Source organism: Actinomadura sp. HBU206391 (assembly GCF_014323665.1).
In the GTDB taxonomy this organism is placed as follows: Bacteria; Actinomycetota; Actinomycetes; order Streptosporangiales; family Streptosporangiaceae; genus Actinomadura_C.
Genome location: NZ_JABVEB010000012.1, coordinates 69,809 through 89,647, shown reverse-complemented (window position 1 = coordinate 89,647; position 19,839 = coordinate 69,809). Strand labels below are relative to the sequence as shown.

Below are 19,839 nucleotides of genomic sequence, written 5' to 3'. Positions count from 1 at the left end.
ATCGGCAAGGAAGGCCGCCACGAGGAGGCCGAGCGGATGTGCCGCGAGATCCTGGAGATCGAACGCCGTGTCCTCGGCGGCGAGCACCCCCTGACGCTGCGTACCGGCACCACGATGGCACGCGCGATCGCCGCACAAGGCCGCCGGGCCGAGGCGGAGGTGATGTTCGGCGACCTCCTGGAGGTCATGAAGCGCACTCTCGGCGACACCTACAGCCTCACCGTCGAGACGAGCCGCGAGCTGGCCGAGCTGACAAGGCCGTCCTGACCCTCATTCCTGCGGTGGAGCCAGCGGACCCACCGACGCCTCACCGGGCCCTCACCTCCCCCGCTCCTTCACATCACACGGACCGTCACACGGTCGCGGTGTTCGTTGATGGTCACCCCCCGCCGACGGTGCTATCCGAGGAGGACGTCAATGACGGGTACGGCCATCGACTTCGAGTCGATCAAGAAGACACAGCGGGCGGGGTGGGAGACCGGCGATTACCCACGAGTCGGCAACACGCTCCAGATCATCGCCGAGCTGCTGGTGGAGGCGGCGGACGTACGGGCCGGCCGGCGGGTTCTCGATGTGGCGTGCGGACAGGGTAACGCGGCGATCGCGGCGGCCCGGCGGTTCACCGAGGCCACAGGCGTCGACTACGCCACCAACCTTCTGGCGCAGGGCCGGGAGCGGGCTGCGGCCGAGCACCTGGCGGTGACCTTCGTCGAAGGCGACGCGGAGCGGCTGCCGTTCCCCGACGACTCCTTCGACCTGACGCTGAGCACGGTGGGTGTGATGTTCGCACCGGATCATCAGCGAGCCGCCGACGAACTGGTCCGGGTGACGGCCGTGGGAGGAAAGATCGCGCTTGCCTGCTGGACGCCGAGCGGCATGATCGGCCGCTTGTTCAAGACGGTGGGCGGCTGGGCGCCGCCGCCGGCGGGAACGCGCCCCCCGACGTTGTGGGGTACCCCGGAGCACCTGTCCGAGCTCTTCGGCGAGCGGGTGGAGTGGGTCGGCCTCACCAACCGGAAGTACGTGTTCCGATACCACTCGCCCGCACACTTCTCCGAGTGGTTCCGCCGGTTCTACGGGCCCATCACCAGGTTGGCCGGCAATCTGTCCGATCAGGATCTGGACCGGTTCTCCGAAGATCTGGCCGAGGTCGCCCGGGAGTACAACCGCGCCGACGACGGTACGGTCGCCGCGCCGGCGGAGTACCTCGAAGCGGTCGGCGTCCTGCGCGGATGAGCGGGCCCTGAATGCCGCCGTGAAATCCGCCATGAGTTCCGGCGGGATTCCCGGCGGGAATGGGGTCTCCCCGGCGACGTCGCGTTCGGCGAGGATGTCGCTGAAGAGGTGACGTCATGTCAGCGGCATGTTGACGATCCGGCTGCTCGGGCCGCCGGTCATCGAACGGGATGGCCGGCCCGCCCGGTCACCACGGGGCCGGAAGGCGTGGGCCCTGCTCGGCTATGTGCTGCTGGCGGAGCGTCCGCCGAGCCGCAGGCGCCTGGCCGAGCTGCTCTTCGCCGACGCCGACGATCCGCTCGGAGCGCTGCGGTGGACGCTCGCCGAGCTGCGCCGGGCTCTCGGCATAACGTTCGTGCTCAGCGGAGACCCCGTCGTCACGGCGTTCGGGGACGAGGTGATGGTCGATGTCCACCTGCCCACGGAGGAGTTCGCCGACCCCGCGCCGCTTCTCGACCTTCACGGTGAACTGCTGGAAGGCCTGCACCTGGCGGCGAGCCCCGAGTTCGAGTCATGGTTGCTGGTGGAGCGACACCGGGTCTCGGCCACGGTCGAGGCGCGACTGCGCCAGGCGGCGGTCGCCCTTCTGGCGGGCGGCAACGCAGAGGATGCGATCGCGTACGCCGCCCGCGCGGTGGCTCGCAACCCGCTCGAGCAGGGCAATCACGAGCTGCTCGTACGGAGCCTGGTGGCGACAGGTGATCGAACCGCGGCACTGCGGCAGGTCGCGATGTGCGAGGACACCCTGCGACGTGAACTCGGTGTCGAAGCCTCCGCGACGCTTCGTGAGGCGGCGACCGCGGGTTCGGGTTCCCCCATGACCCTGCCGTTGAGCGGTCGGGCGGCGGCGTCCAGCCAGTTGGACGCGGGCCGCGCAGCCATCGCGGCCGGTGCGGTCGACGCCGGCCTCCAGTGCCTGCGCCGGGCCGTGGCCGAAGCGGCCGCCTGTCGGGACACCGCGTTGCACGGTCGTGCGCTGGCCGCCTTGGGCGGCGCGCTCGTCCATGCGTTGCGGGGCCGGGACGAGGAGGGGTCGGTGGTCCTGCACGAGGCGATACTGCTGGCCACCCGCGCGGGCGACCGCGCCACCGCGGTGACGGCCCACCGGGAACTGGGATTCGTCGAGGTACAGGCCGGTCGGCGCAAGACGGCCGAGTCCTGGCTGGCAAAGGCCCAGGCACTGGCCGAGACCCACGAGGAACTCGCCGCCGTTCTCGGGGTTCGTGGCATGAACGCGTCCGACCTCGGCGATTATCCGGCCGCCTTCGCACACCTCGAAGAGTCGGTCGAGCGGGCCGGGCATTGCGCCGATCATCGGCAGCAGGCGTGGTCGCTGTCGCTTCTGGGCCGCGCGCACCTCCTGCGCGCCGAGCGCAGCCAGGCCGCCGCCGCCCTGGAGCGCTCTCTGGAGCTGGTCCACAGCCAGCGCTGGATGGCGTTCCTGCCCTGGCCGCAGACCCTGCGCGCCGAACTCGACCTGTACGCCGGCGACCACGACGGCGCGGCCGACGGGCTCGAACAGGCCTGGACGCTCGCGTGCCAGCTCAACGACCCCTGCTGGGAGGGCATGGCCGCACGCGGTCTCGGCCTGCTGAATACAGACCGGGGCGATCACGTCGCCGCCACGGTATGGCTGACCGAGGCGGCGGTCCGATCCAATCGGGTGACCGACCGCTACCAATGGGTGCACGCACACGTGCTCGACTCCGCGATCACCGTCTCGCTGGACCACGATGAGCCGGACCGGGCCAGACCGCTCGTCGCCACCCTGGCGTCGCTGGCCGCGCGCTGTGACATGCGTGAGCTCGTGGTGCGGGCCCACCTGCACCGATTCCGCCTCGGCGACGAGTCGGCGCTCGCGTCCGCCCGGCTGCTCGGCGCGGACATCGACAATCCCGCCTTGAGCCGGCTGCTCGCCGGCTCCGAACCGACGCCTGACAACTCAGATGATGCGCTGCCGTACTCGGCCATCTCGCACGCGACACCTCGATCGCGACGGGCGGACCGGCCATGAGCACGATCGGCTTCGGCGGTTCGGGGGAAGCAGGCCGGCCGAGGCGAGCCCGGCGATCGGCGCGTCGGTCCGTCGGCTGAGGACGACATGCCCACGTCGCAAGGCGTGCCCGGGTCCGGGAGGATTACCGGGTGAGTACGCCACCCGCCCTGGCTCGTCGCGCCCTGCCTCGTCGCGCCCTGCCTCGTCGCGCCCTGCCTCGTCGCACGGCTTTCACCCACGCGAGTCTGCTGCTCGCCACCGTGGCCATGCTGAGCGCCTGTTCCTCCGCACCGCCGAGCCAGGGCGGCTCCACGCCGACCGCCGCACCCACCCCGGCGCCCACCCCGAGCGCGGCACCCGAGGTCACCATCACGGCAGGGCCGGTCGACACCGCCATGGGTCTGCGGGCCATGCGCATCGATCTGCTCAACGCCGGCACCAAGCCCTACACCGTGCGGGGCTACCCGGCCGTCCGGGTGCTCGATGACGGGCTCCGGCCGCTCGACGTCGCGGTGCTCGACGGGACGGCGAAGATCTCCCGCATCGAGCGGTTCGACGGCCCCCCGCGGCGAGTGACGGCAGCGCCAGGCGAGCACCTTGCGGCGGTGGTGGTATGGCGGAACACGGTGGCGGACATCGAGGTGCCGGCCATGACCGGCCGGCGGCTGGAGATCGCTCCGGGCGGCGGGCGACCGGCGCAGACGGTGACACCCGACGGCGGCATCGATCTGGGCACCACCGGCCGCCTTGCGGTGAGCGCCTGGACCACACCGCCGGCCGGCTGAACGCCGGACGCCGGACGACGGAGTCGCAGGGGTTCGTCGGTCTCTGTGGCTCCCGTCAGGAAGAGCCTGCGGACCACTCGACGACCGGTGGCCGCACGGCGGCGCACAGCGGCTGCCCTTTCCCGTCGGTGAGCCCGAGCCGCGCGAGCAGCAGCCCCGAGCGCACCGCGGCCTCGATCACGTCCGCATCGATGCCGTCCAGCATCAGTTTCGCCCGCCGGAACATGTGGAAGCCTCCGGCATCGTCCACCGAGCCCCAGGACAGGTAGATGAACCGCCCGCCGGGACGCCCCTGGATGTACCGGCCCTTGATGTCGGTGCCGGCCGGGCCCGGGGCCGTGGCGCACTCCAACGTCCAGACCGCCGAGGGCGCGTCGCCGGCGTGCAGGTCGAGCAGTTCGCCGGGTCGTTCCCGTCGCTGGACGCCGACGTGGATGTCGGTGTAGCCCGGGAAGTCGCCACCCGGGCCGCACGTACGACCCGGCAGATCCGAGGCCTCGATACGAATGTCCACGCGGCCATCATCCTCCGTCCCGCGCGCCGCGGTTCCGAGCGGCCCAGGACCCTACTGGTCGAGGTCCGCGGCGGAGTCCGAGGTCGAGGTTGAGGCCTCCGTTGGGTCTTTGGGCCCTGACGGCCCGGTTGAACCGATGGCTACTGTGCGGCCATGGTCCTCGGCGCTCACCGGCGTGGCGACGGAGGTGAGGGCGCGACCGGCTATCTCGCCGCGACGATGCTGGTCGCGGCCCTCGCCGGGGCGATCGTCCAGTCGGGGGTCGGCCTTACGGTCGCCAACGGGATCGGGTCCGCCGTGTGCGGGGTCGCGCAGCCGGAGGCCCCCTGCCGAACCGCCGCTCCCGCCCCGGTGCGCGCCACGATCCCCGCCGCTGTCCCGACCGGAGGCCCGACCGTGATGCCGACCGCGGCTCCGACCGCGGCCGCGGCACGGCAGGGTCCGGCGGCCGGCGGCTCCCCGGCGGCGACAGCCCCGGAGGATCTTCGCTGGACCGATGCGATCGCGCGCTATCGATGGAGCCGTCCGAGCGAGCAGGAGATGTTCCCTCCGATGATCGCTGCGGGCGGCCCTCAACCCGGCTCGCCGCTCGGTGCTCCGGTCAGCGGACTGACCGTCAGGGAGCCGACGCAACCGGCATTCACCAGACAGGACGGCGGTTCTGGGCCGTGGCACCTCGACCAGGCTGATCCGTTCATGCTTCCCGGTCTGTTCAGCCTCCACGCGACGCTCTGGGACGTGGCCAAGCTCGCTCAGAAGTCCAGTCCGCACGCCTCCCGCAACTTGCTGCACTTCCTCGGCAACAGCGGAACCCCACTGCGACAGGACGTCGATCGGTTTCTCGCAGACGTGCCCGGCTTCGCCGCCGACGTCGCCGAGGACCAGGCCGCGCTCGGACGTCTAGCGATCAAGAGGGCCCGCGCTTCCAGAACCACCGAGCCGGTCACCTTTCCGGTCAACACGTCGTGGGACCACTGGACGCAGCGGGACAAGAAGAAGGACAGCGACGACTGGTGGCGAGCCCTGGGCGGTATCAACTACAACCAGACCGGCCAGGTCACGGTATGGCCATCGAACGAGCCAGGCGCACCGTGGCGTTACGAGGTCACGACGCGGGTCAACCTACGCGACCCCTACGACTGGGAATGGCCGAGCACACGGGCCGAACACGAGGATCATTCGGTCTTCGTCGTGATGCACCAGTGGGGCTTGGCTCGTGATTTTCTCGCCTTCGGCTCCTCACGCCTGCGGCTTCGCGCCGGCGTCCGATAGCGGGCCGCTACTCGAGGCCGCGTTTGCCCGGTGCCCAGAAGGGCTTCACGACGATGTCGCGGCGGGACCAGCCGCGTTCGTGCAGCAGGTGCCGTTGGACGGCCTGGCAGTCGGACGCGTGCCCGGCCAGATAGGCGATGCCCGGTCGTCGCGGTAGCCGAAGCGCCCGGACCGCCTCGACGAGCGGTGTCCGCTCGGCAGCGGCCGGCCGCGCGTTCTCGGTCTCGGCGTCAGCGTCGTCGTCCCCCCGGTGTATCCACGGCAGCCGGTGCGGCCGGGGCAGCGGCACCTCGCCGTCAGGGGCGTCGGTCTCCAGAACTCCGTGCACCGCGGCGTCGGCCGGGAGGGCCCGCAGCATCGCCCCGAAGGCGACCGCCGCGGTCTCGTCGCCGGCGAACAGGTGGTACGGCGCTTCGCGCAGGGTGAGGCGGCCTTCCGGACGTGACATGGTGACCGGCCGGCCGACGTACGCCGTCTTGGCCCACTGCGCACCCGGCCCCTCGCCGTGGTCGAGGACGCACAGATCCAGGTTTCCGTGCTCGCGATCCAGATGCCAGACCGAGTAGCTCCTGCGGGCGTCGCGGGGATCGCGCAGCCAGCGAGTGGGCGGCGTGACGGTGAGCCGCACGTGTTGTCCCGGAGACCAGTGCACGTCGCGCAGTTGCCCGCTCGCGATGCGGATCCGCCGCATTCGGCTGGTGATCGGCTCGATCTCTTCGACGACGCCTCGGATGAAGACCAGCTCCAGTGGATGTCGCACGCCTGCTCCTGATTCGCGGAAATGAAGAGGGAGGAGATGAAGAGGTACTTGCCGAGGACGGACGGGAAGGTCCTGCGGGACCCGCCCGCCGAGGTGGCCGATTTATCAACCGACCGACCGTCGGTCGGTAACGTCCTCAGGCTTACCGACTGCTGGTCGGTTGTCAAGACGGGGTCTATGCTGCAAGCGCGATGAAGGACTCTCCAGCGATCCCCAAGCGCGCACGAGCAGGGCGTGCGCCGGCCCAGCGACCCGCGCAGATCCTGGACGCGGCGGCCCGTGTGTTCCTGCGGGACGGGCTCGACGCGACGATCGACGCCATCGCCGCCGAGGCCGGGCTCGGCAAAGGGACCGTCTACGAGTACTTCGCGTCGAAGGCCCAGATACTCACGGCGTTGCGCGCGCGCTACACCGACCAGACGGTCGACGCCGGACGGCGATCGTCATCGGAACCTGACGCTCCGGCGATCGACCGGGTGCGCCGTTTCATCGGCGGCATGTTCGCGTTCGGCATGGCCAACGCCCGGCTGGTCTCCCTGCTGTTCCACGAGGCCGGGGGCGGGGAGGACGACCAGCTCGGACCCATCAGGGCCGAACTTCTCGCACTGGTCGAGGAGGGGGCCCGGTCGGGCCGGCTCGCCGTCACCAACGTGGAGTTCAGCGTCGACTTCATCCTCCACGGCCTCCACGGAATGATGGAGACCTCACTCGCCCGTGGGTACGACACCGCACAGGTCATCGACCGGGCCGACGACATCCTCGTCGCGATCCTCAAACCGCTCCCGCCGCCCCCGGCGGGCTGACCGGCGTCGGCCCGGTCAGCGCCGGCCAGGTCAGCGCGGGAACTGGTCGGTGAGCCGCCAGAACTGATGCTTCTTCTCGTCGCGTACGACGACGCCGAGGCCGGCCAGCTCCGTGCGGAGCTGCCGCGCATCGTCGGTATCGCTTCTTTCGAGCGCTCGTCCGCGTGCCTTGAGCAGCGCGTTGGCCCCCGACGGCAGACCGGGTAGGTCCTCGACCCAGCGCCGGTAGTCGCCGGCGTACGGGTCACCGCCCTCTTGCCACGGATATCCATGGCGCAGGAAGGCGTCCCTGAGCCGGTCGGCCTTCAGGTCGGAGCCCTCCCTCACCAGCTCCTCGGTCACCGTGCCGAGCAGCACCAGCCGCTTCTCGTCATGGAACACGGCGCTGACCGACGCTCGCGTGACCTCCTGGGTAGTGCCGCGGGATCGCAACGCGACCGCATCACCGGTGACGGTGACGGTGAGCCGCTCCCACGCGGCGACACCGGCGAACGCGAGCCCCGCGAGACCGCCCACCACGAGAGAACCGAGCGTGGCCTCGGGCTCGGGCGAGGACGCCAGGAACTCCAGGCCCCGTTGGAACGGCGCGAACGGAAGGTCCGCCAGCCAGCCCGCCATGAGCTTGATCAGCCACCCGGCGCCGGCGCCGAGCACGGGGAAGAGCACCCAGACGAGGATCTGCTCCTCCATCGGCTCGGCGACGACGGTCGCGTCGCCCTTCGTCCCCTTACCCGGCTTCATCGGCAGACTTCCTCTCGCGGCTCATCGGCTCATTCGGCTCGCCCGGCTGTGCGACCGGTGCGGTTCATGGATTGCGGCTGGTGCGGTCCATGCGTTCACGCGGCCCGCGTCCGGCCCGCGCAGGACCCCCTCTCACCCTCCCGCCGCGTGTGCGTGACCGGGCCTGCACATGAGCCTGTCCGATCCGGCCCTGCCGAGGCGTCGGCCGGAGAGCCACTCCGCCTAGACCAAAGTCGATATCCGCCCAAACCCATGGCCCGGCACCGGTTGGACATGGACTTCACGAGGAGCGCCCAGCCCCCGACGACACCCGAAATAGCGGCCGGACGCTGTCAACCTCGTCGGCCGGAAGGTGTCTTACAGTCGTGATGGGCACCGCACGTGACACGGCCGCCGCGCCGGAGCCGCTCGTGGCCGAGCTGTACCGGGGACACTTCACGCGTATGGTCCGCCTGGCGGCACTGCTCGGGGCCGACGATCCGGAGGACGTCGCGCAGGAGGCGTTCGCGCGGCTGCACCGGCGACAGCGAAAGCTGCGGGATCCGCAGGCGGCGCTCCCGTACCTGCGAGCCACCGTCTGCAACCTGGTGCGCAACCGGCATCGGCACCTGCGTGTCGCCAGGCTGCGCGCACCGGCCGTACAGCAGGAGGCATCGTCCGAGCAGACGGCGCTGCTCCATGAAGATCATCGGGAGGTCCTGGCCGCGCTGGCGCAGTTGCCCGCGCGACAGCGCGAAGCCCTGACGCTCCGGTATTGGCATGACCTGAGCGAGCAGGAGATAGCCGAGGCGATGGGCGTTTCGACCGGCACCGTGAAGACGCACACCAGCCGTGGCATCGCCGCGCTGACCCGGACGCTGGAGGAGAAGCGATGACGGACGTAGAGGAGCGACTGCGAGCGGCATTGCACGCGAAGGCGAACACGATCGAGCCCAGCCGGGAGGCGTGGGAGAAGGCCATCGCGGGGCGCCGCAGGTGGCGCGGGCTGCCCTTTCTCGCCGTTCCCCTCCTCGCCGCCATGACGGTGGCCGCTGTGATCGCCGTGTCCATGGTGGTGGCACCGGAGCCGCCGCGCCGGCCGGCCGCCACGCCGTCCGCCACCCCCGGCCCGCGGCTCGATCAGTACTACTTCGTCAAGGAACGCAGCTTCTCCGAAACCAACGGCGAGAAAGAGAATAAGACTGTGTACAGGTGGGTTCCAATCCGTCCAGGGCCCATGTACGACGCTTTTCCGGACGGCGACGGAAAGTTCCGGCTGATGCAGCAGCCGACGCGTCACATCGATCCCGAGTACGACGTCAGGACCTTCCCGAGCGACCCCACCCAGATGCTCGCCCGCGCCCGCAGCCTGGCCGCGAAGGCCATCAACTCGGGCCGGACCAACGGCGAACCCAGGGACGACCAGGCCGTCGGCATCCTCGAGAGCGTCGCCGCGAACCCTCTGACCTCTCCCGAAAGGGTGCTGGCGGTTTTCCAGGCGATGACCATGGTTCCCGGAGAGCGCATCATCCGGAACGTCAAGGATCCCCTCGGCCGGCCGTCCATCAGGCTCAGCAAGAGGAACAGCCTCGGCGGCAGCTACCACGAATACTTCTCCCACGACGCACGCACCTACCACGGCGCTGGGGGCACTTACGTCGACGGTCCCAACAACTCGTGGAATGTCCGCCACTGGAGAGTGATCACCAACGTGAGCGTGGTAGACGAGCCGGGTCAATTCCCCCATGGGGAGAAAGCGCCCGCCCTGGTCACCTTCCCCGCCCGCGTCAGTCGCGGCTGATCGAGAATCCGAGGATCACTGCCGCCGACACGACGACGTGACCGGGCGCCAGATCCTCGGGTGACGCCTCATCACCCCCGCCGTGCCCCCGGTAACGCTCGAAGCGGACCTGCTCGGGGTCGACATCGTCGATGTGCAGTACGGCACCCAGCCGCACCCCGGCGGCCTCGGCGTACAACTCGGCCTTGCGCCGAGCGGCGCCGACCGCCCGCCGCCGGGCCTCCGCCCGCAGGTCGGCCTTCCCCGCCACGTCGAAGTCGACGGCCACGATCTCGTTCGCTCCGGCCGCCACCAGGTCCACGAGGAGGGACTGCACCTCATCGAGCGCCCCGGACTCGACGACGAACGACGCTTTGCACTCATAACCGAGGAACTTGCGGGGCGTCCCGTACTCCCACGAACTCGTGAGCCCGAAATGTGACCGCTCGACGGCCGCGTCGGACACCCCGTGATCGCGCAGTGTCCGCCGTACGGAGCGCACCGCGTCACTGGCCGAGGCGAACGCCTGCGACGGCGTCTGTTCCAGCCGGATCACGCGGAACCTGATCCGTGCGAGGTCGGGCGCGGCCTTCGCGTTCGCCGCGCCGTAGGCGGCCACACCCCACGGCCGTTCCACCATCTGCATGCCGACGATCTAACCATTTCTCAGGACATGTACGGCCGTGCGTCGGCCGCGCGGGCGTCCGCCACTGGAGCGGACGCCCGCCGGACCGGCCGGTCGTGGATCAGGCGCCGGATTCAGGCGGCGGATTCACCCCGCGGGTCAGGTGATCGTGCAGGCCGAACCGTTCAGCGTGAACGACAGCGGCCGGGTGAAGGTGCCGGACCAGGTGCCGTTGAAGCCGATCTGCGTCGAGCCGCCGTTCGCGGGGAGAGCGCCGTTCCACGACAGGTTCGTCGCGGTCAGGTTCTGCGCGCTGGGCGCCCAGGTGGCCGACCAGCCCTGCTGGAAGGCATGCCCGGAGGGCAGCGCGAACGCGAGCGACCAGCCGCTGACGGCCGACGTACCGGTGTTGGTGATCGTGACGTACGCGGTGAACCCGCCCTGACCGGCCCCCCAGGGACTCGCGCTGAAGGTCACCCGGCACGTGCCACCGCCACCGCCACCGCCCGACGTGGTGGTGAAGGTCACCGGGCTGGAGTTGCCGGACAGGTTGCCGGCCCCGTCCCTCGCGCGAACGTAGACCTGATACTGCGTGCTCGCGCTCAGGCCGGTCAGAGTGATCGAGTTCGTGGTGGACTGACCGAGCTGCGGGTCGGTCGGGCCCTGCTCCCGGTAGACGTTGTAGCCGGCGAGCCCGCTGCCGCCCGAGTCGGTCGACGCCGACCAGCTCAGGGTGGCGCCGCTCGAGGTCACGTTCGAAGCGGTCGGCGTGCCGGGCGTGGTGGGCGGCGTCGTGTCCGCCGACGAGCCGCCGTAGATGGTGGCCTCGCGCGCCGTCTGCCTGATGCCGTTGGCTCCGTTGAAGATGCGCTGCCCCCACGAGGTGAGGCTGCCGACGTTGAAGTTGGTCACCATGTCGAGGTACTCGACGCCACCGCCGTTCCCGCTCCATGACCAGCCGATGTAACCGATGCCGCGGGACTGCGCCTGCGACATGATCGTGTCCTCGTCCGGGTTGCCGTCGGAGTGGTCGTGCCCGAACTCGCCCACCACCAGCGGCAGGCCTGCGGTCTGGAACCTGTTCAGATAGTCGGTGACCTCGGCTGCCGTGTCGAAGACGCCGTACATGTGGATCGAGAAGACCGTGTTGCGCTGCGGGTCACTGTTGAAGACGCTGGTGGCGCTGTCCCGCATGGTGAACGCCCAGTCCTGACCCCAGTTCGGCGCGTCCACCATGATCAGGTGCTGGAACCCGGCATTGCGCAACCGCGTGATCGCGCTCGTCGTGGCGGCCTGCCAGCCCGGCGTCACGCTGTTGTTGCCGAACGGCTCGTTGCCGATGTTGATGATGACGTGGTTCTCCTGGCCGGTGAGCACGCTCTGCAGACCGATCCAGTGGTCGACGGCCTGATCGAGCGTGTAGGCGCCGCTCTGCTCCCCGTACCCGGTGGTGTCGTGGTTCTCCAGCACGCACATGAGCCGGTTCTGCTTGCACAACGAGATGACGTTGGCCACGTCACTGGAGGTGTTGGCGGTCCAGCGGCCGCCGCTCAGCACCACCCGCACGGTGTTGGCGCCGAGGGACTTGATGTCCGCGAACGATCCGGTCTGGCTGGAATACCAGGCGTGCGGGTGGCTGACGCCGCGCATCACGAACGCGCTGCCGTTGGCCTCGACGACCCGTCCGCCGCTGACGCGCAGGCCCACCGCGGCATGCGCCGGTTGTACGGAGACGAGCATGGAGACGAGGAGGGCGAGAAGTGCAGTACCCGCGACCGCGAGTCCTCTTTTCATGATCTACCTCAGAAGAGCCGTGTGAAAGGACACCTGCGGGCTGACCCATGCAGCCCGACGAGCACCCGGCTCTCTGCGGTAGCCGACATCATAGGCAGACCCCTCACGCTCCGTACAGGCTCGCGGGAGCGTTCGGCGGCATGCGACCGCGACACCGCCACGACCGCGCGGGCAGGCCCTGATGGGCCCGGCGCGCGGCCGTGCGTCAGTGAGTCGTCGGTGTCAGTACGGCGTCAGGGCGAGATCACGCCCCGGGGGGCGGAGTCGAGCCAGTGCAACAGCAGGCGGACGCCGAAGCCGGTGGCGCCCTTGGAGATCTCGCCCTCGTCCGAGGTCGCCCGGGCCGGCCCGGCCACGTCGAGGTGCGCCCAGCGCCGCTTGCCGGCGAACTCCCGCAGGAAGAGCGCGGCCATGATCGACCCACCGCCGAAGCCGCGCCGCTCGATGTTGGCCACATCGGCGACGTCGGAGTCGATGGCCTCCCGGTAGTCCTCGACCAGCGGCATGCGCCACAGCCGCTCACCGCTCGCCTCTCCCGCGTTCACCAGTGCGGCCGCGAGCTCGTCGTCGGTGGCGAAGAGCGCACCCTGCCGCAGGCCCAGCGCGACCTTGGCCGCGCCCGTGAGCGTCGCGATGTCGACCACCAGATCCGGGTTTAGCCGCGCGTCGGCGTACGCCAGCGCGTCGGCGAGCACCAGCCGGCCCTCCGCATCGGTGTTGAGCACCTCGGAGGTGATGCCGCCGTAGTGCGTGATCACATCGCTCGGGCGCATGGCCGAGCCCGACGGCATGTTCTCGGCCGCGGCGACCAGGCCGGTGACCCGTACGCGTACACCGAGCGAGCGGAGCGTGCTCATGACCGCCATGACCACGGCTCCACCGGCCATGTCGGTCTTCATCGTCTTCATGTTGTCGCCCCGCTTCAGCGACAGCCCGCCGGTGTCGAAGGTGATGCCCTTGCCGACCAGCACGATGTGGCCGGTGTGGTCCTCCGGCTCATGCGACAGCTCGATCAGCCTCGGCGGGCGGGGCGAGCCCGCACCCACGGCGATCAGCCCGCCGAAGCCCTCGGTGCGCAGATCCTCTTCATCGCGGATCCGTACGGTGAGGCCGGACTCGGCCGCGATCTCCTGTGCCCGGTCGGCCAGCCAGGCCGGGCTCTTGTCCACGGACGGCGTGTTCGTCAGGTCGCGGGCCAGCGCGGTCGCACCGGCGATGGCCGCCCCGCGGGCGACGGCCTTCTCGGCGCTGTCACCGGCATCCTGAAGCGGGCTGCCCGCACCCGCGGACGGCGGGCCCGCGACCGCCCCGGAGACCAGAATCGTGCCGACCGGCCCCTTCTTCCGGGGCTCGCCGGCCCGGAAGTCATAGGCCGCCAGCAGCGCCCCCTCCACGAAGGCGGAGAGATCGCCCTCGGGCGCCTCGACGACCACCGTGGCGCGGCCCTTACAGCGGCGGGTCAGCGCGGCTCCGGCTCGGCGCAGCGCGGACGGCGAGGCGTCGCCCACTCCGTAAAGCAGCAGCTCGCCCATGCGGCCACCGGTCTCGTTCTCGGCCCGCCGGGCGCCGCTCTGTCCAGGTCCGGTCCGCGCGGATCCGGCCTGTTCGGCTCGGGTCTGTTCGGCTCGGGTCTGTTCGGCGTCGTCACCGCGCGGCAGAGGCTCGCCCGGGAACCTGAGCGGCACCGAGATCACCTCGCCGGGATCTCCGGTCGCCTCGTGGTAGGCCAGCGACTGGCCGGTCTCGACGGTGAGGAGGTCGGCCAACTCGGCCGTGTCCGCCTCTGGTCCCGGCTTGACCGGGACGGCGAGCACTACTGCGCCGGCGGCCAGTGCCGCCTGACGTACGGATCCCTCGACCGCGCGAAGCTGGGTCTCGACGGGCATGGTGATCTTCCTCTTGAACACGATCAGAAACGGCGATGGTCCCGGCGGTAGCCGCCGGGACCGTCACCGATATTTCAGGGGGTCGACGGGCTCTCAGCCCACGACGTTCTTGAGCGCGTCACCGAGCTCACTGGCCTCGTCGGCCGAAAGCTCGACGACGAGGCGTCCGCCACCCTCCAGTGGGACACGCATGACGATTCCGCGTCCCTCCTTGGTCACTTCGAGCGGACCGTCGCCTGTCCGCGGCTTCATCGCCGCCATGCGTGCATCCCCTTCCTGCCTAGGGCCGCGTGGGGCCTTCGGACACCTTCGGCCGCGTGGCCGCCTCTCGCATCCACGTCATCAGTAAGGATTCATTATCTCGTCTTCCGGGCGCGAAGTGGTAACGATCAGCGTCCAGATCGGCAGACTGGCGACCCATGGATGCGCGTTCGGCCCTCTTCGACCTCTACGGTGACCATCTGCGTGATCGGGGTGGCAAGGCGACGATCGCCTCGCTGGTCAGGCTTTTGGCGGCGCTCGACATCGCCGCTCCGGCCGTGCGCACAGCGGTATCTCGCATGGTCCGGCAGGGCTGGCTCGAGCCGGTGCGACTGCCCGCCGGGCCCGCCTACGCCCTCACGCCACGGGCCGTGCGGCGCCTGGACGAGGCCGCGCACCGGATCTATCGCGACCTGGCTCCGTGGGACGGACACTGGCAGGTGCTGGTCATCGAAAGGGTTCGCGACCGGGCGCGGCGCGAGCGGCTGACCGCCGGGCTGGGCTATCTCGGCTACGCTCCGCTAGGGGAGAACACCTGGATCGGCCCCCGACCCTCGCCCGAACTCGATCCCCTGCTGGACGCCGAGCAGGTGCGGGCGGAGCGGTTCCGGTCGACCTACGACGGCGACGTTCATGGGCTGGTGGCCCGGGGCTGGGACCTCGACGGGCTGGCCCGGGCGTACGAACGGTGGCTCGCCGAGACGCGGGAGCTCACCGGAGGCGAGTCCGGGGACGGCTCCGCAGCCCCGAACCTCGGTGGCGCGGATCTTGTCGACGGGCCGCCCGCCACCGAGGACGCACCCATCCAAGCGGGCAACGAAACAGCCGACGAACACGCCTTCGCGGTCCGCAGCCGGCTGGTGCACGAGTGGCGCAAGTTCCTGTTCCGTGACCCCGGCCTGCCATCAGGCCTGCTCCCGCCCGACTGGCCCGGCTTCGAAGCGGCGCGATTCTTCGACGCCGAAGCGGCGCGCCTCTTGCCCGGGGCGTCCCGTTTCGTCGATCGTTGTCTGCGGGTCCCCTCTCCGGCGTGATCTGCAGTCGTTCGCGCCGCCCGGCGGCAGGACCTGCTGACTGAAAGGACGATGATGTCCCAGACCGTGCTGTACGACGTGTCCGAAGGTGTTGCGACGATCACACTCAATCGCCCGGACGCGATGAACTCGCTGACCGTGGAGATGAAGGTGGCCCTGCGGGAGGCCGTGACGCGAGCGGCCGGCGACGACGCGGCACGGTCGATGGTGCTCACGGGATCCGGACGGGCCTTCTGCGCCGGGCAGGACCTGCGCGAGCACGCCGAGAATCTGGAGGCGGGGCGTGGTCTTGCCGACACCGTGAAGGATCATTACAACCCGATCGTGCGGACCATCGCCGAGATGCCCAAGCCGGTGATCGCCGCTGTCAACGGGGTCGCGGCCGGCGCCGGCGCGTCGCTGGCGTTCGCCTGCGACCTGCGGGTGGCCGCGGAGAAGGCGTCGTTCGCCACCGCCTTCACCAAGATCGGGCTTGCTCCGGACAGCGGCATGTCCTGGACTCTGCAGCGCCTGGTCGGCCGCGCCAAGGCCGCCGAGTTGCTCATGCTGGGCGACCCGGTCAGGGCCGACCGGGCCCTGGAGCTGGGCCTGGTCACCCAGGTGGTTCCCGGTGACGAGCTGGAGTCGGCCGTACGCGCCCTCGCGATCAGGCTCGCGGCCGGCCCCACGACCGCCTATCACGCCGTCAAGCAGGCGCTCGACCACGCGGCGACGCACGACCTCCCCTCCGCACTGGAGAAGGAGGCCGAACTTCAGGACCTCTGCGCGAAGACGTCAGACCACCAGAACGCCACGGCCAGCTTCCTCAAAAAGGAGCAACCGATCTTCCAGGGCCGCTGACACCCCTCGACGCCGACACCCTTCGACGCCGACATCCTTCGACGCCGACATCCTTCGACGCCCAGACACCCAACCCCGACACCGTCAACGAAGGTAGGCGCCGCGGCGGAAGCACGCCTCAAGATGATCGTCCACCAGACCGCACGCCTGCATGAGCGCGTACGCCGTCGTCGGGCCGACGAACCGGAATCCGCGCTTCTTCAGCTCCTTGGCCAGCGCCTTGGAGCCGGGCGTGGACGCCGGCACGTCCGCGGAGGTGCGTGGCACCGGGGCCGCCGGATCGGCATGGCGCCAGGCCACCGCGGCCAGCCCCTCGGGCAGTTCCAGTGCCGCCCGCGCGTTGGCGATCGCCGCCTCGATCTTGGCGCGGTTACGGACGATCGCGGGATCCGACAGCAGCCGCTCGACGTCGTCCGGGCCGAAGCCTGCGACCTTCTCCAGATCGAACCCGGCGAACGCGGCCCGGAATCCCTCGCGCTTACGGAGGATCGTCAGCCAGGACAGCCCGGACTGGAACGCCTCCAGGCACAGCCGCTCGTACACACCCTGGTCGTCGCGGATCGGGCGTCCCCACTCTTCGTCGTGGTAGATCACGTAGTCGGGCGTGGAGACCCCCCAGGGGCAGCGCGGGAGCCCGTCCGGCCCGGTCACCGCGGTCAAGAGGCAAGCCTCCCCAGGCGCCGGAGTCCGAGCCGCATGAACGTACGGGCGACCGGCCCGACGAAGACCCAGCCGACCCGGCCGAGCGGCCCGAGCGGAAGATCGAGCAGTTCCGCCCACACGATCGTGCACCCGCCATCCGGCAGCGGGATGGTCTCGAACCATGCCTCTCCGCGGACCAGTCGACCGGTGTGGCGTACGGCCACCCGACGTCCCGCCCGCCACTCCGTGATGACCATCGTGTCGAGGAAGCCGATCGGGCCGATGCCCGTCCGCCCTTCCAGCGTGGCCCCGACCTCATGACCTCCGCGCGCGGTCGTGAACGGCATCCACTCACCATGCCGATCCCAGTCCGTCAGCACCTCGAAGGTCCGTTCGGCGGAGGCATCGACCCCTTCGCCGACACGCGCGAGGACCCGGCTCAACGGTCCCACCGCTGGTCGTCCGCCTCTGCGCCGTCCTCCGATGCCGCCTTCTCAGGCACCTCCGGCCCGGCCGGCAGTTCAGGGGCCGACCACGAGGGCAGCTCACCGGGCGGCGGGCTCCAGGTGTTCTGCGGTTCTCGATCCCCGTTCCACTGGATCGGTTCCTCCACAGCACCTGACTGCCGTAGCCGCAGCTGTTCGAGCTGCTGCTCGAGGACGGCGATGCGTGTGTCCCGCTGCGTGAGCGCGTAGGCGAGCTGGTCCAGCGCCGCGTCGGTGATGCCGATGTGATAACCCCAAACGCCCATGGGCAGGCTCAGCAACGCCGCATCGGTCCCGGTGACCCGATGGTGGCCCGGCAGCACGAGCGGCGGGTGGTCGGGGTGGGCCTCGGCCAGCTCGCCGCCCTTCCCCATGGCCAGCACGATCACCGCGGCGACTACGGCCATGCACGCCAGTGCGACGGCGAGAACCACGATCAGACTCCTAACTCATGCGCCGGTGCACACCACGCCGGACTCCTCCGTACGCCCCGGCGCGACGATCGTGCCACGATCGGAGACATGGAGTTGCGGCTAGCGTCCCATGCGTTCAGTATCAGCGATTTCGTCATCTATGTCGCCGACGCGGATGCCGATGCGATCCCCGAATCCGCCCAGATCGCCGAAGTGACGCCCGACCCAGAGCTTCTCACCCGCATCCGCGCCGACCGTCCCGGGCTCGTGATCGCCGTGGCGGCGCCGACGCCCGTGATCGCGTACGCATGCGCAGAGGCCGGCGCCGCGTTGCTCGTAGGCGACCATCTGACCGCGGTGGCCGCCGTGACGGGCACGGGTCTGGTCTGCTCCGAACCGGCCCACGCGATTTCGCAAGGGGTAAGGGCGGACGGTCTGCTCGTCGACGTTAAATCGGTCGCCGACGCTGAAGAAGTGGTACGGACCGGCCACACGGTCCTCGTCACGCCCGCGAGTACGCCCTCCGGCGACCTGAGCACCCCCGCGACAGGGGGCCGCAACGCCGCCCCAGCGGCCATGACCGCCGACCCGGCGGTACTGGCTACCGCGGCGGTGTACGGCTGGGTGGGGGCCAAGGTGTTCCGAGTCCCGGCGCAGGACGTGGCGGTGACGCGAGAGGCGCTGGACATGATCGCATCGATCAAGGGCAAGCGCCCGCCCACCGTGTCGCGCCGCGGCCTCGTCTGAATCGACGGGGCCTCGCACCAGCCGGTGCGAGGCCCCGATCATCCTGCGTTCACATCTGCGTTCGTTGATCCGGTGCGCTCACCGGTCGTCAGAAACCTTCTCCCTGCTCCTGAGACTGTTGCTGGGACTGCTCCTGCCGCTGAGCCTGCTCCTGGCGCTGCTGCTGCTCCTGCCGCTGAGCCTGCTCCTGGCGCTGGGACTGTTCCTGTCGCTGCGTCTGCTCCTGGGCCTGCCGCTGCCGCTGCATCTGGTCCTGGGCCTGCCGCTGAGCCTGCTCCTGACGCTGGAACTGCTCCTGAGCCTGCCGCTGCCGCTGGAACTGGTCCTGGGCCTGCCGCTGAGCCTGCTCCTGGGCCTGCCGCTGCCGCTGCGACTGCTCCTGAGCCTGACGCTGACGCTGGAACTGGTCCTGGGCCTGCCGCTGAGCCTGCTCCTGGGCCTGCCGCTGCCGCTGCGACTGCTCCTGAGCCTGACGCTGACGCTGGAACTGGTCCTGGGCCTGCCGCTGAGCCTGCTCCTGGGCCTGCCGCTGACGCTGCGACTGCTCCTGAGCCTGACGCTGACGCTGGAACTGGTCCTGGGCCTGCCGCTGACGCTGCGACTGCCGCTGCATCCGCTCCTGAGCCTGCCGCTGACGCTGCAGTTGGCGTTGTCTCTCTCGCTCCCGCGGTCCGGGCGGGGGCTGCACCAGTCTTCCCGCTGTCGTGTCATGAGATGCAGCGATCATGGCCTCTGAGCCGGCCGAGGTCACCGCAAGGGCCGGGTCCATCACCAGGGCAGTCGCTCCGGCGAAAACAAGTCCGGAAGTGACGACCGCCATGCGCCTGAGAATTCCCATGGACCTTCCTCCTTAGGAATTCGAGCCCGCGCAGGTCGAGCATCGGATTCTTATGACAGGGTCGCGTTCGCGGGCCTCCCGAAAGAGGCGTTCAGACCCTGTAAGGACCACTATGCATCCATTACATGACACATGTGGGATACATTGCCAATCCCCGGCCGCATGATCGGCGAAACCCGATATGTACGGTTTTGCAGGGATTTTTCGCATGAGGAAGACCGGCCGCAGGGTACATCGGTCCATTCCATGAGAGCGCTGCTATTTGGCCGGGACAGCCGAAAAATTGGCCTACATTTTACGGTCAGTGCAATTTTGTGGCCAGTCGCATTTCCAGTCACGAACAGCGCGAACCGCCATCGACAGCGGTAAAATAAGGACGCAAAGCCGCCCTCGGAAAGGTGAGCGCTC

Annotated in this window: 22 protein-coding genes; 12 read left to right on the top strand and 10 right to left on the bottom strand. The window is 69.9% G+C overall.

The features are described from left to right. The 4 genes from HKK72_RS07975 to HKK72_RS07960 form a co-directional block, all read left to right on the top strand. A partial coding sequence (locus HKK72_RS07975; protein ID WP_222720470.1) for a tetratricopeptide repeat protein occupies positions 1-267 on the top strand: 267 nt, incomplete at its 5' end. 150 nt (positions 268-417) lie between these two features. Beyond that, positions 418-1,236, top strand: coding sequence for a class I SAM-dependent methyltransferase (locus tag HKK72_RS07970; RefSeq protein ID WP_187233610.1), 819 nt, complete (start codon positions 418-420; stop codon positions 1,234-1,236). Between the two features lie 127 nt (positions 1,237-1,363). Next, entirely contained in the window at positions 1,364-3,250 is a 1,887-nt protein-coding gene (locus HKK72_RS07965; protein WP_187233609.1) for a tetratricopeptide repeat protein, read from the top strand. Between the two features lie 131 nt (positions 3,251-3,381). After that, positions 3,382-4,017: a DUF4232 domain-containing protein gene (locus HKK72_RS07960; RefSeq protein ID WP_187233608.1), complete on the top strand. Its 636-nt coding sequence runs from the start codon at positions 3,382-3,384 to the stop codon at positions 4,015-4,017. A gap of 55 nt (positions 4,018-4,072) precedes the next feature. On the opposite strand, the gene HKK72_RS07955 is transcribed toward HKK72_RS07960, so the two are convergent. Further along, positions 4,073-4,531: a DUF5990 family protein gene (locus HKK72_RS07955; RefSeq protein ID WP_187233607.1), complete on the bottom strand. Its 459-nt coding sequence runs from the start codon at positions 4,529-4,531 to the stop codon at positions 4,073-4,075. A 153-nt stretch (positions 4,532-4,684) separates the two neighbouring features. Between HKK72_RS07955 and HKK72_RS07950 the strand changes: the two genes are divergently transcribed. Continuing rightward, entirely contained in the window at positions 4,685-5,803 is a 1,119-nt protein-coding gene (locus HKK72_RS07950; RefSeq protein WP_187233606.1) for a hypothetical protein, read from the top strand. Between the two features lie 7 nt (positions 5,804-5,810). Here the strand turns inward: HKK72_RS07950 and HKK72_RS07945 are convergent, their stop codons facing one another. Next, positions 5,811-6,563, bottom strand: coding sequence for a siderophore-interacting protein (locus HKK72_RS07945; protein ID WP_222720469.1), 753 nt, complete (start codon positions 6,561-6,563; stop codon positions 5,811-5,813). Between the two features lie 191 nt (positions 6,564-6,754). Between HKK72_RS07945 and HKK72_RS07940 the strand changes: the two genes are divergently transcribed. Continuing rightward, a complete protein-coding gene (locus HKK72_RS07940) occupies positions 6,755-7,366 on the top strand; it encodes a TetR/AcrR family transcriptional regulator (protein ID WP_187233605.1) in 612 nt (203 codons plus the stop codon). A 30-nt stretch (positions 7,367-7,396) separates the two neighbouring features. Here the strand turns inward: HKK72_RS07940 and HKK72_RS07935 are convergent, their stop codons facing one another. Continuing rightward, on the bottom strand, positions 7,397-8,107 hold the full coding sequence (locus HKK72_RS07935; RefSeq protein ID WP_187233604.1) for a hypothetical protein: 711 nt from the start codon (positions 8,105-8,107) through the stop codon (positions 7,397-7,399). Positions 8,108-8,475: 368 nt separating this feature from the next. Here HKK72_RS07935 and HKK72_RS07930 point away from each other — a divergent pair, with 368 nt between their 5' ends. After that, the gene (locus HKK72_RS07930) at positions 8,476-8,982 is read left to right on the top strand and encodes a sigma-70 family RNA polymerase sigma factor (RefSeq protein ID WP_187233603.1); all 507 of its coding nucleotides are present in this window, start codon (positions 8,476-8,478) and stop codon (positions 8,980-8,982) included. Further along, complete coding sequence (locus HKK72_RS07925) at positions 8,979-9,887, top strand: hypothetical protein (RefSeq protein ID WP_187233602.1); 909 nt, start codon at positions 8,979-8,981, stop codon at positions 9,885-9,887. Before HKK72_RS07930 ends, HKK72_RS07925 begins: the two co-directional genes overlap by 4 nt. Here HKK72_RS07925 and HKK72_RS07920 read toward each other — a convergent pair. From HKK72_RS07920 to HKK72_RS07905, 4 genes are all read right to left on the bottom strand, one after another. After that, entirely contained in the window at positions 9,874-10,512 is a 639-nt protein-coding gene (locus HKK72_RS07920; RefSeq protein WP_187233601.1) for an SIMPL domain-containing protein, read from the bottom strand. The genes HKK72_RS07925 and HKK72_RS07920 overlap by 14 nt on opposite strands. Before the next feature lie 138 nt (positions 10,513-10,650). Then, positions 10,651-12,285 (bottom strand): cellulase family glycosylhydrolase, encoded by a 1,635-nt coding sequence (locus HKK72_RS07915; protein WP_187233600.1) that lies wholly within the window; start codon positions 12,283-12,285, stop codon positions 10,651-10,653. A gap of 233 nt (positions 12,286-12,518) precedes the next feature. Further along, a complete protein-coding gene (locus HKK72_RS07910) occupies positions 12,519-14,171 on the bottom strand; it encodes a leucyl aminopeptidase (protein ID WP_187233599.1) in 1,653 nt (550 codons plus the stop codon). 93 nt (positions 14,172-14,264) lie between these two features. After that, positions 14,265-14,432, bottom strand: coding sequence for a DUF3117 domain-containing protein (locus tag HKK72_RS07905; RefSeq protein WP_111868348.1), 168 nt, complete (start codon positions 14,430-14,432; stop codon positions 14,265-14,267). A gap of 158 nt (positions 14,433-14,590) precedes the next feature. Between HKK72_RS07905 and HKK72_RS07900 the strand changes: the two genes are divergently transcribed. Together HKK72_RS07900 and HKK72_RS07895 are read left to right on the top strand one after the other, a co-directional pair. Then, positions 14,591-15,466 carry a PaaX family transcriptional regulator C-terminal domain-containing protein gene (locus HKK72_RS07900; protein ID WP_187233598.1) on the top strand — a complete coding sequence of 292 codons (876 nt, stop codon included), beginning with the start codon at positions 14,591-14,593 and terminating at the stop codon, positions 15,464-15,466. Between the two features lie 54 nt (positions 15,467-15,520). Continuing rightward, positions 15,521-16,306, top strand: coding sequence for an enoyl-CoA hydratase-related protein (locus HKK72_RS07895; protein WP_187233617.1), 786 nt, complete (start codon positions 15,521-15,523; stop codon positions 16,304-16,306). Positions 16,307-16,390: 84 nt separating this feature from the next. Here HKK72_RS07895 and HKK72_RS07890 read toward each other — a convergent pair whose 3' ends face one another. The 3 genes from HKK72_RS07890 to HKK72_RS07880 are packed head-to-tail and all read right to left on the bottom strand — an operon-like array spanning position 16,391 to position 17,867. Next, positions 16,391-16,966, bottom strand: a complete 576-nt coding sequence (locus HKK72_RS07890; protein WP_222720468.1) for a DNA-3-methyladenine glycosylase I — start codon at positions 16,964-16,966, stop codon at positions 16,391-16,393. Beyond that, a complete protein-coding gene (locus HKK72_RS07885; RefSeq protein ID WP_187233597.1) occupies positions 16,963-17,391 on the bottom strand; it encodes an SRPBCC family protein in 429 nt (142 codons plus the stop codon). Before HKK72_RS07885 ends, HKK72_RS07890 begins: the two co-directional genes overlap by 4 nt. After that, complete coding sequence (locus tag HKK72_RS07880) at positions 17,388-17,867, bottom strand: hypothetical protein (protein WP_187233596.1); 480 nt, start codon at positions 17,865-17,867, stop codon at positions 17,388-17,390. The genes HKK72_RS07885 and HKK72_RS07880 overlap by 4 nt, the downstream gene beginning before the upstream one ends. 87 nt (positions 17,868-17,954) lie before the next feature. Between HKK72_RS07880 and HKK72_RS07875 the strand changes: the two genes are divergently transcribed. Next, positions 17,955-18,593 carry a hypothetical protein gene (locus tag HKK72_RS07875; protein ID WP_187233595.1) on the top strand — a complete coding sequence of 213 codons (639 nt, stop codon included), beginning with the start codon at positions 17,955-17,957 and terminating at the stop codon, positions 18,591-18,593. A gap of 118 nt (positions 18,594-18,711) precedes the next feature. Next, a complete protein-coding gene (locus HKK72_RS07870; RefSeq protein WP_187233594.1) occupies positions 18,712-19,329 on the top strand; it encodes a hypothetical protein in 618 nt (205 codons plus the stop codon). Positions 19,330-19,839: the final 510 nt, after the last annotated feature.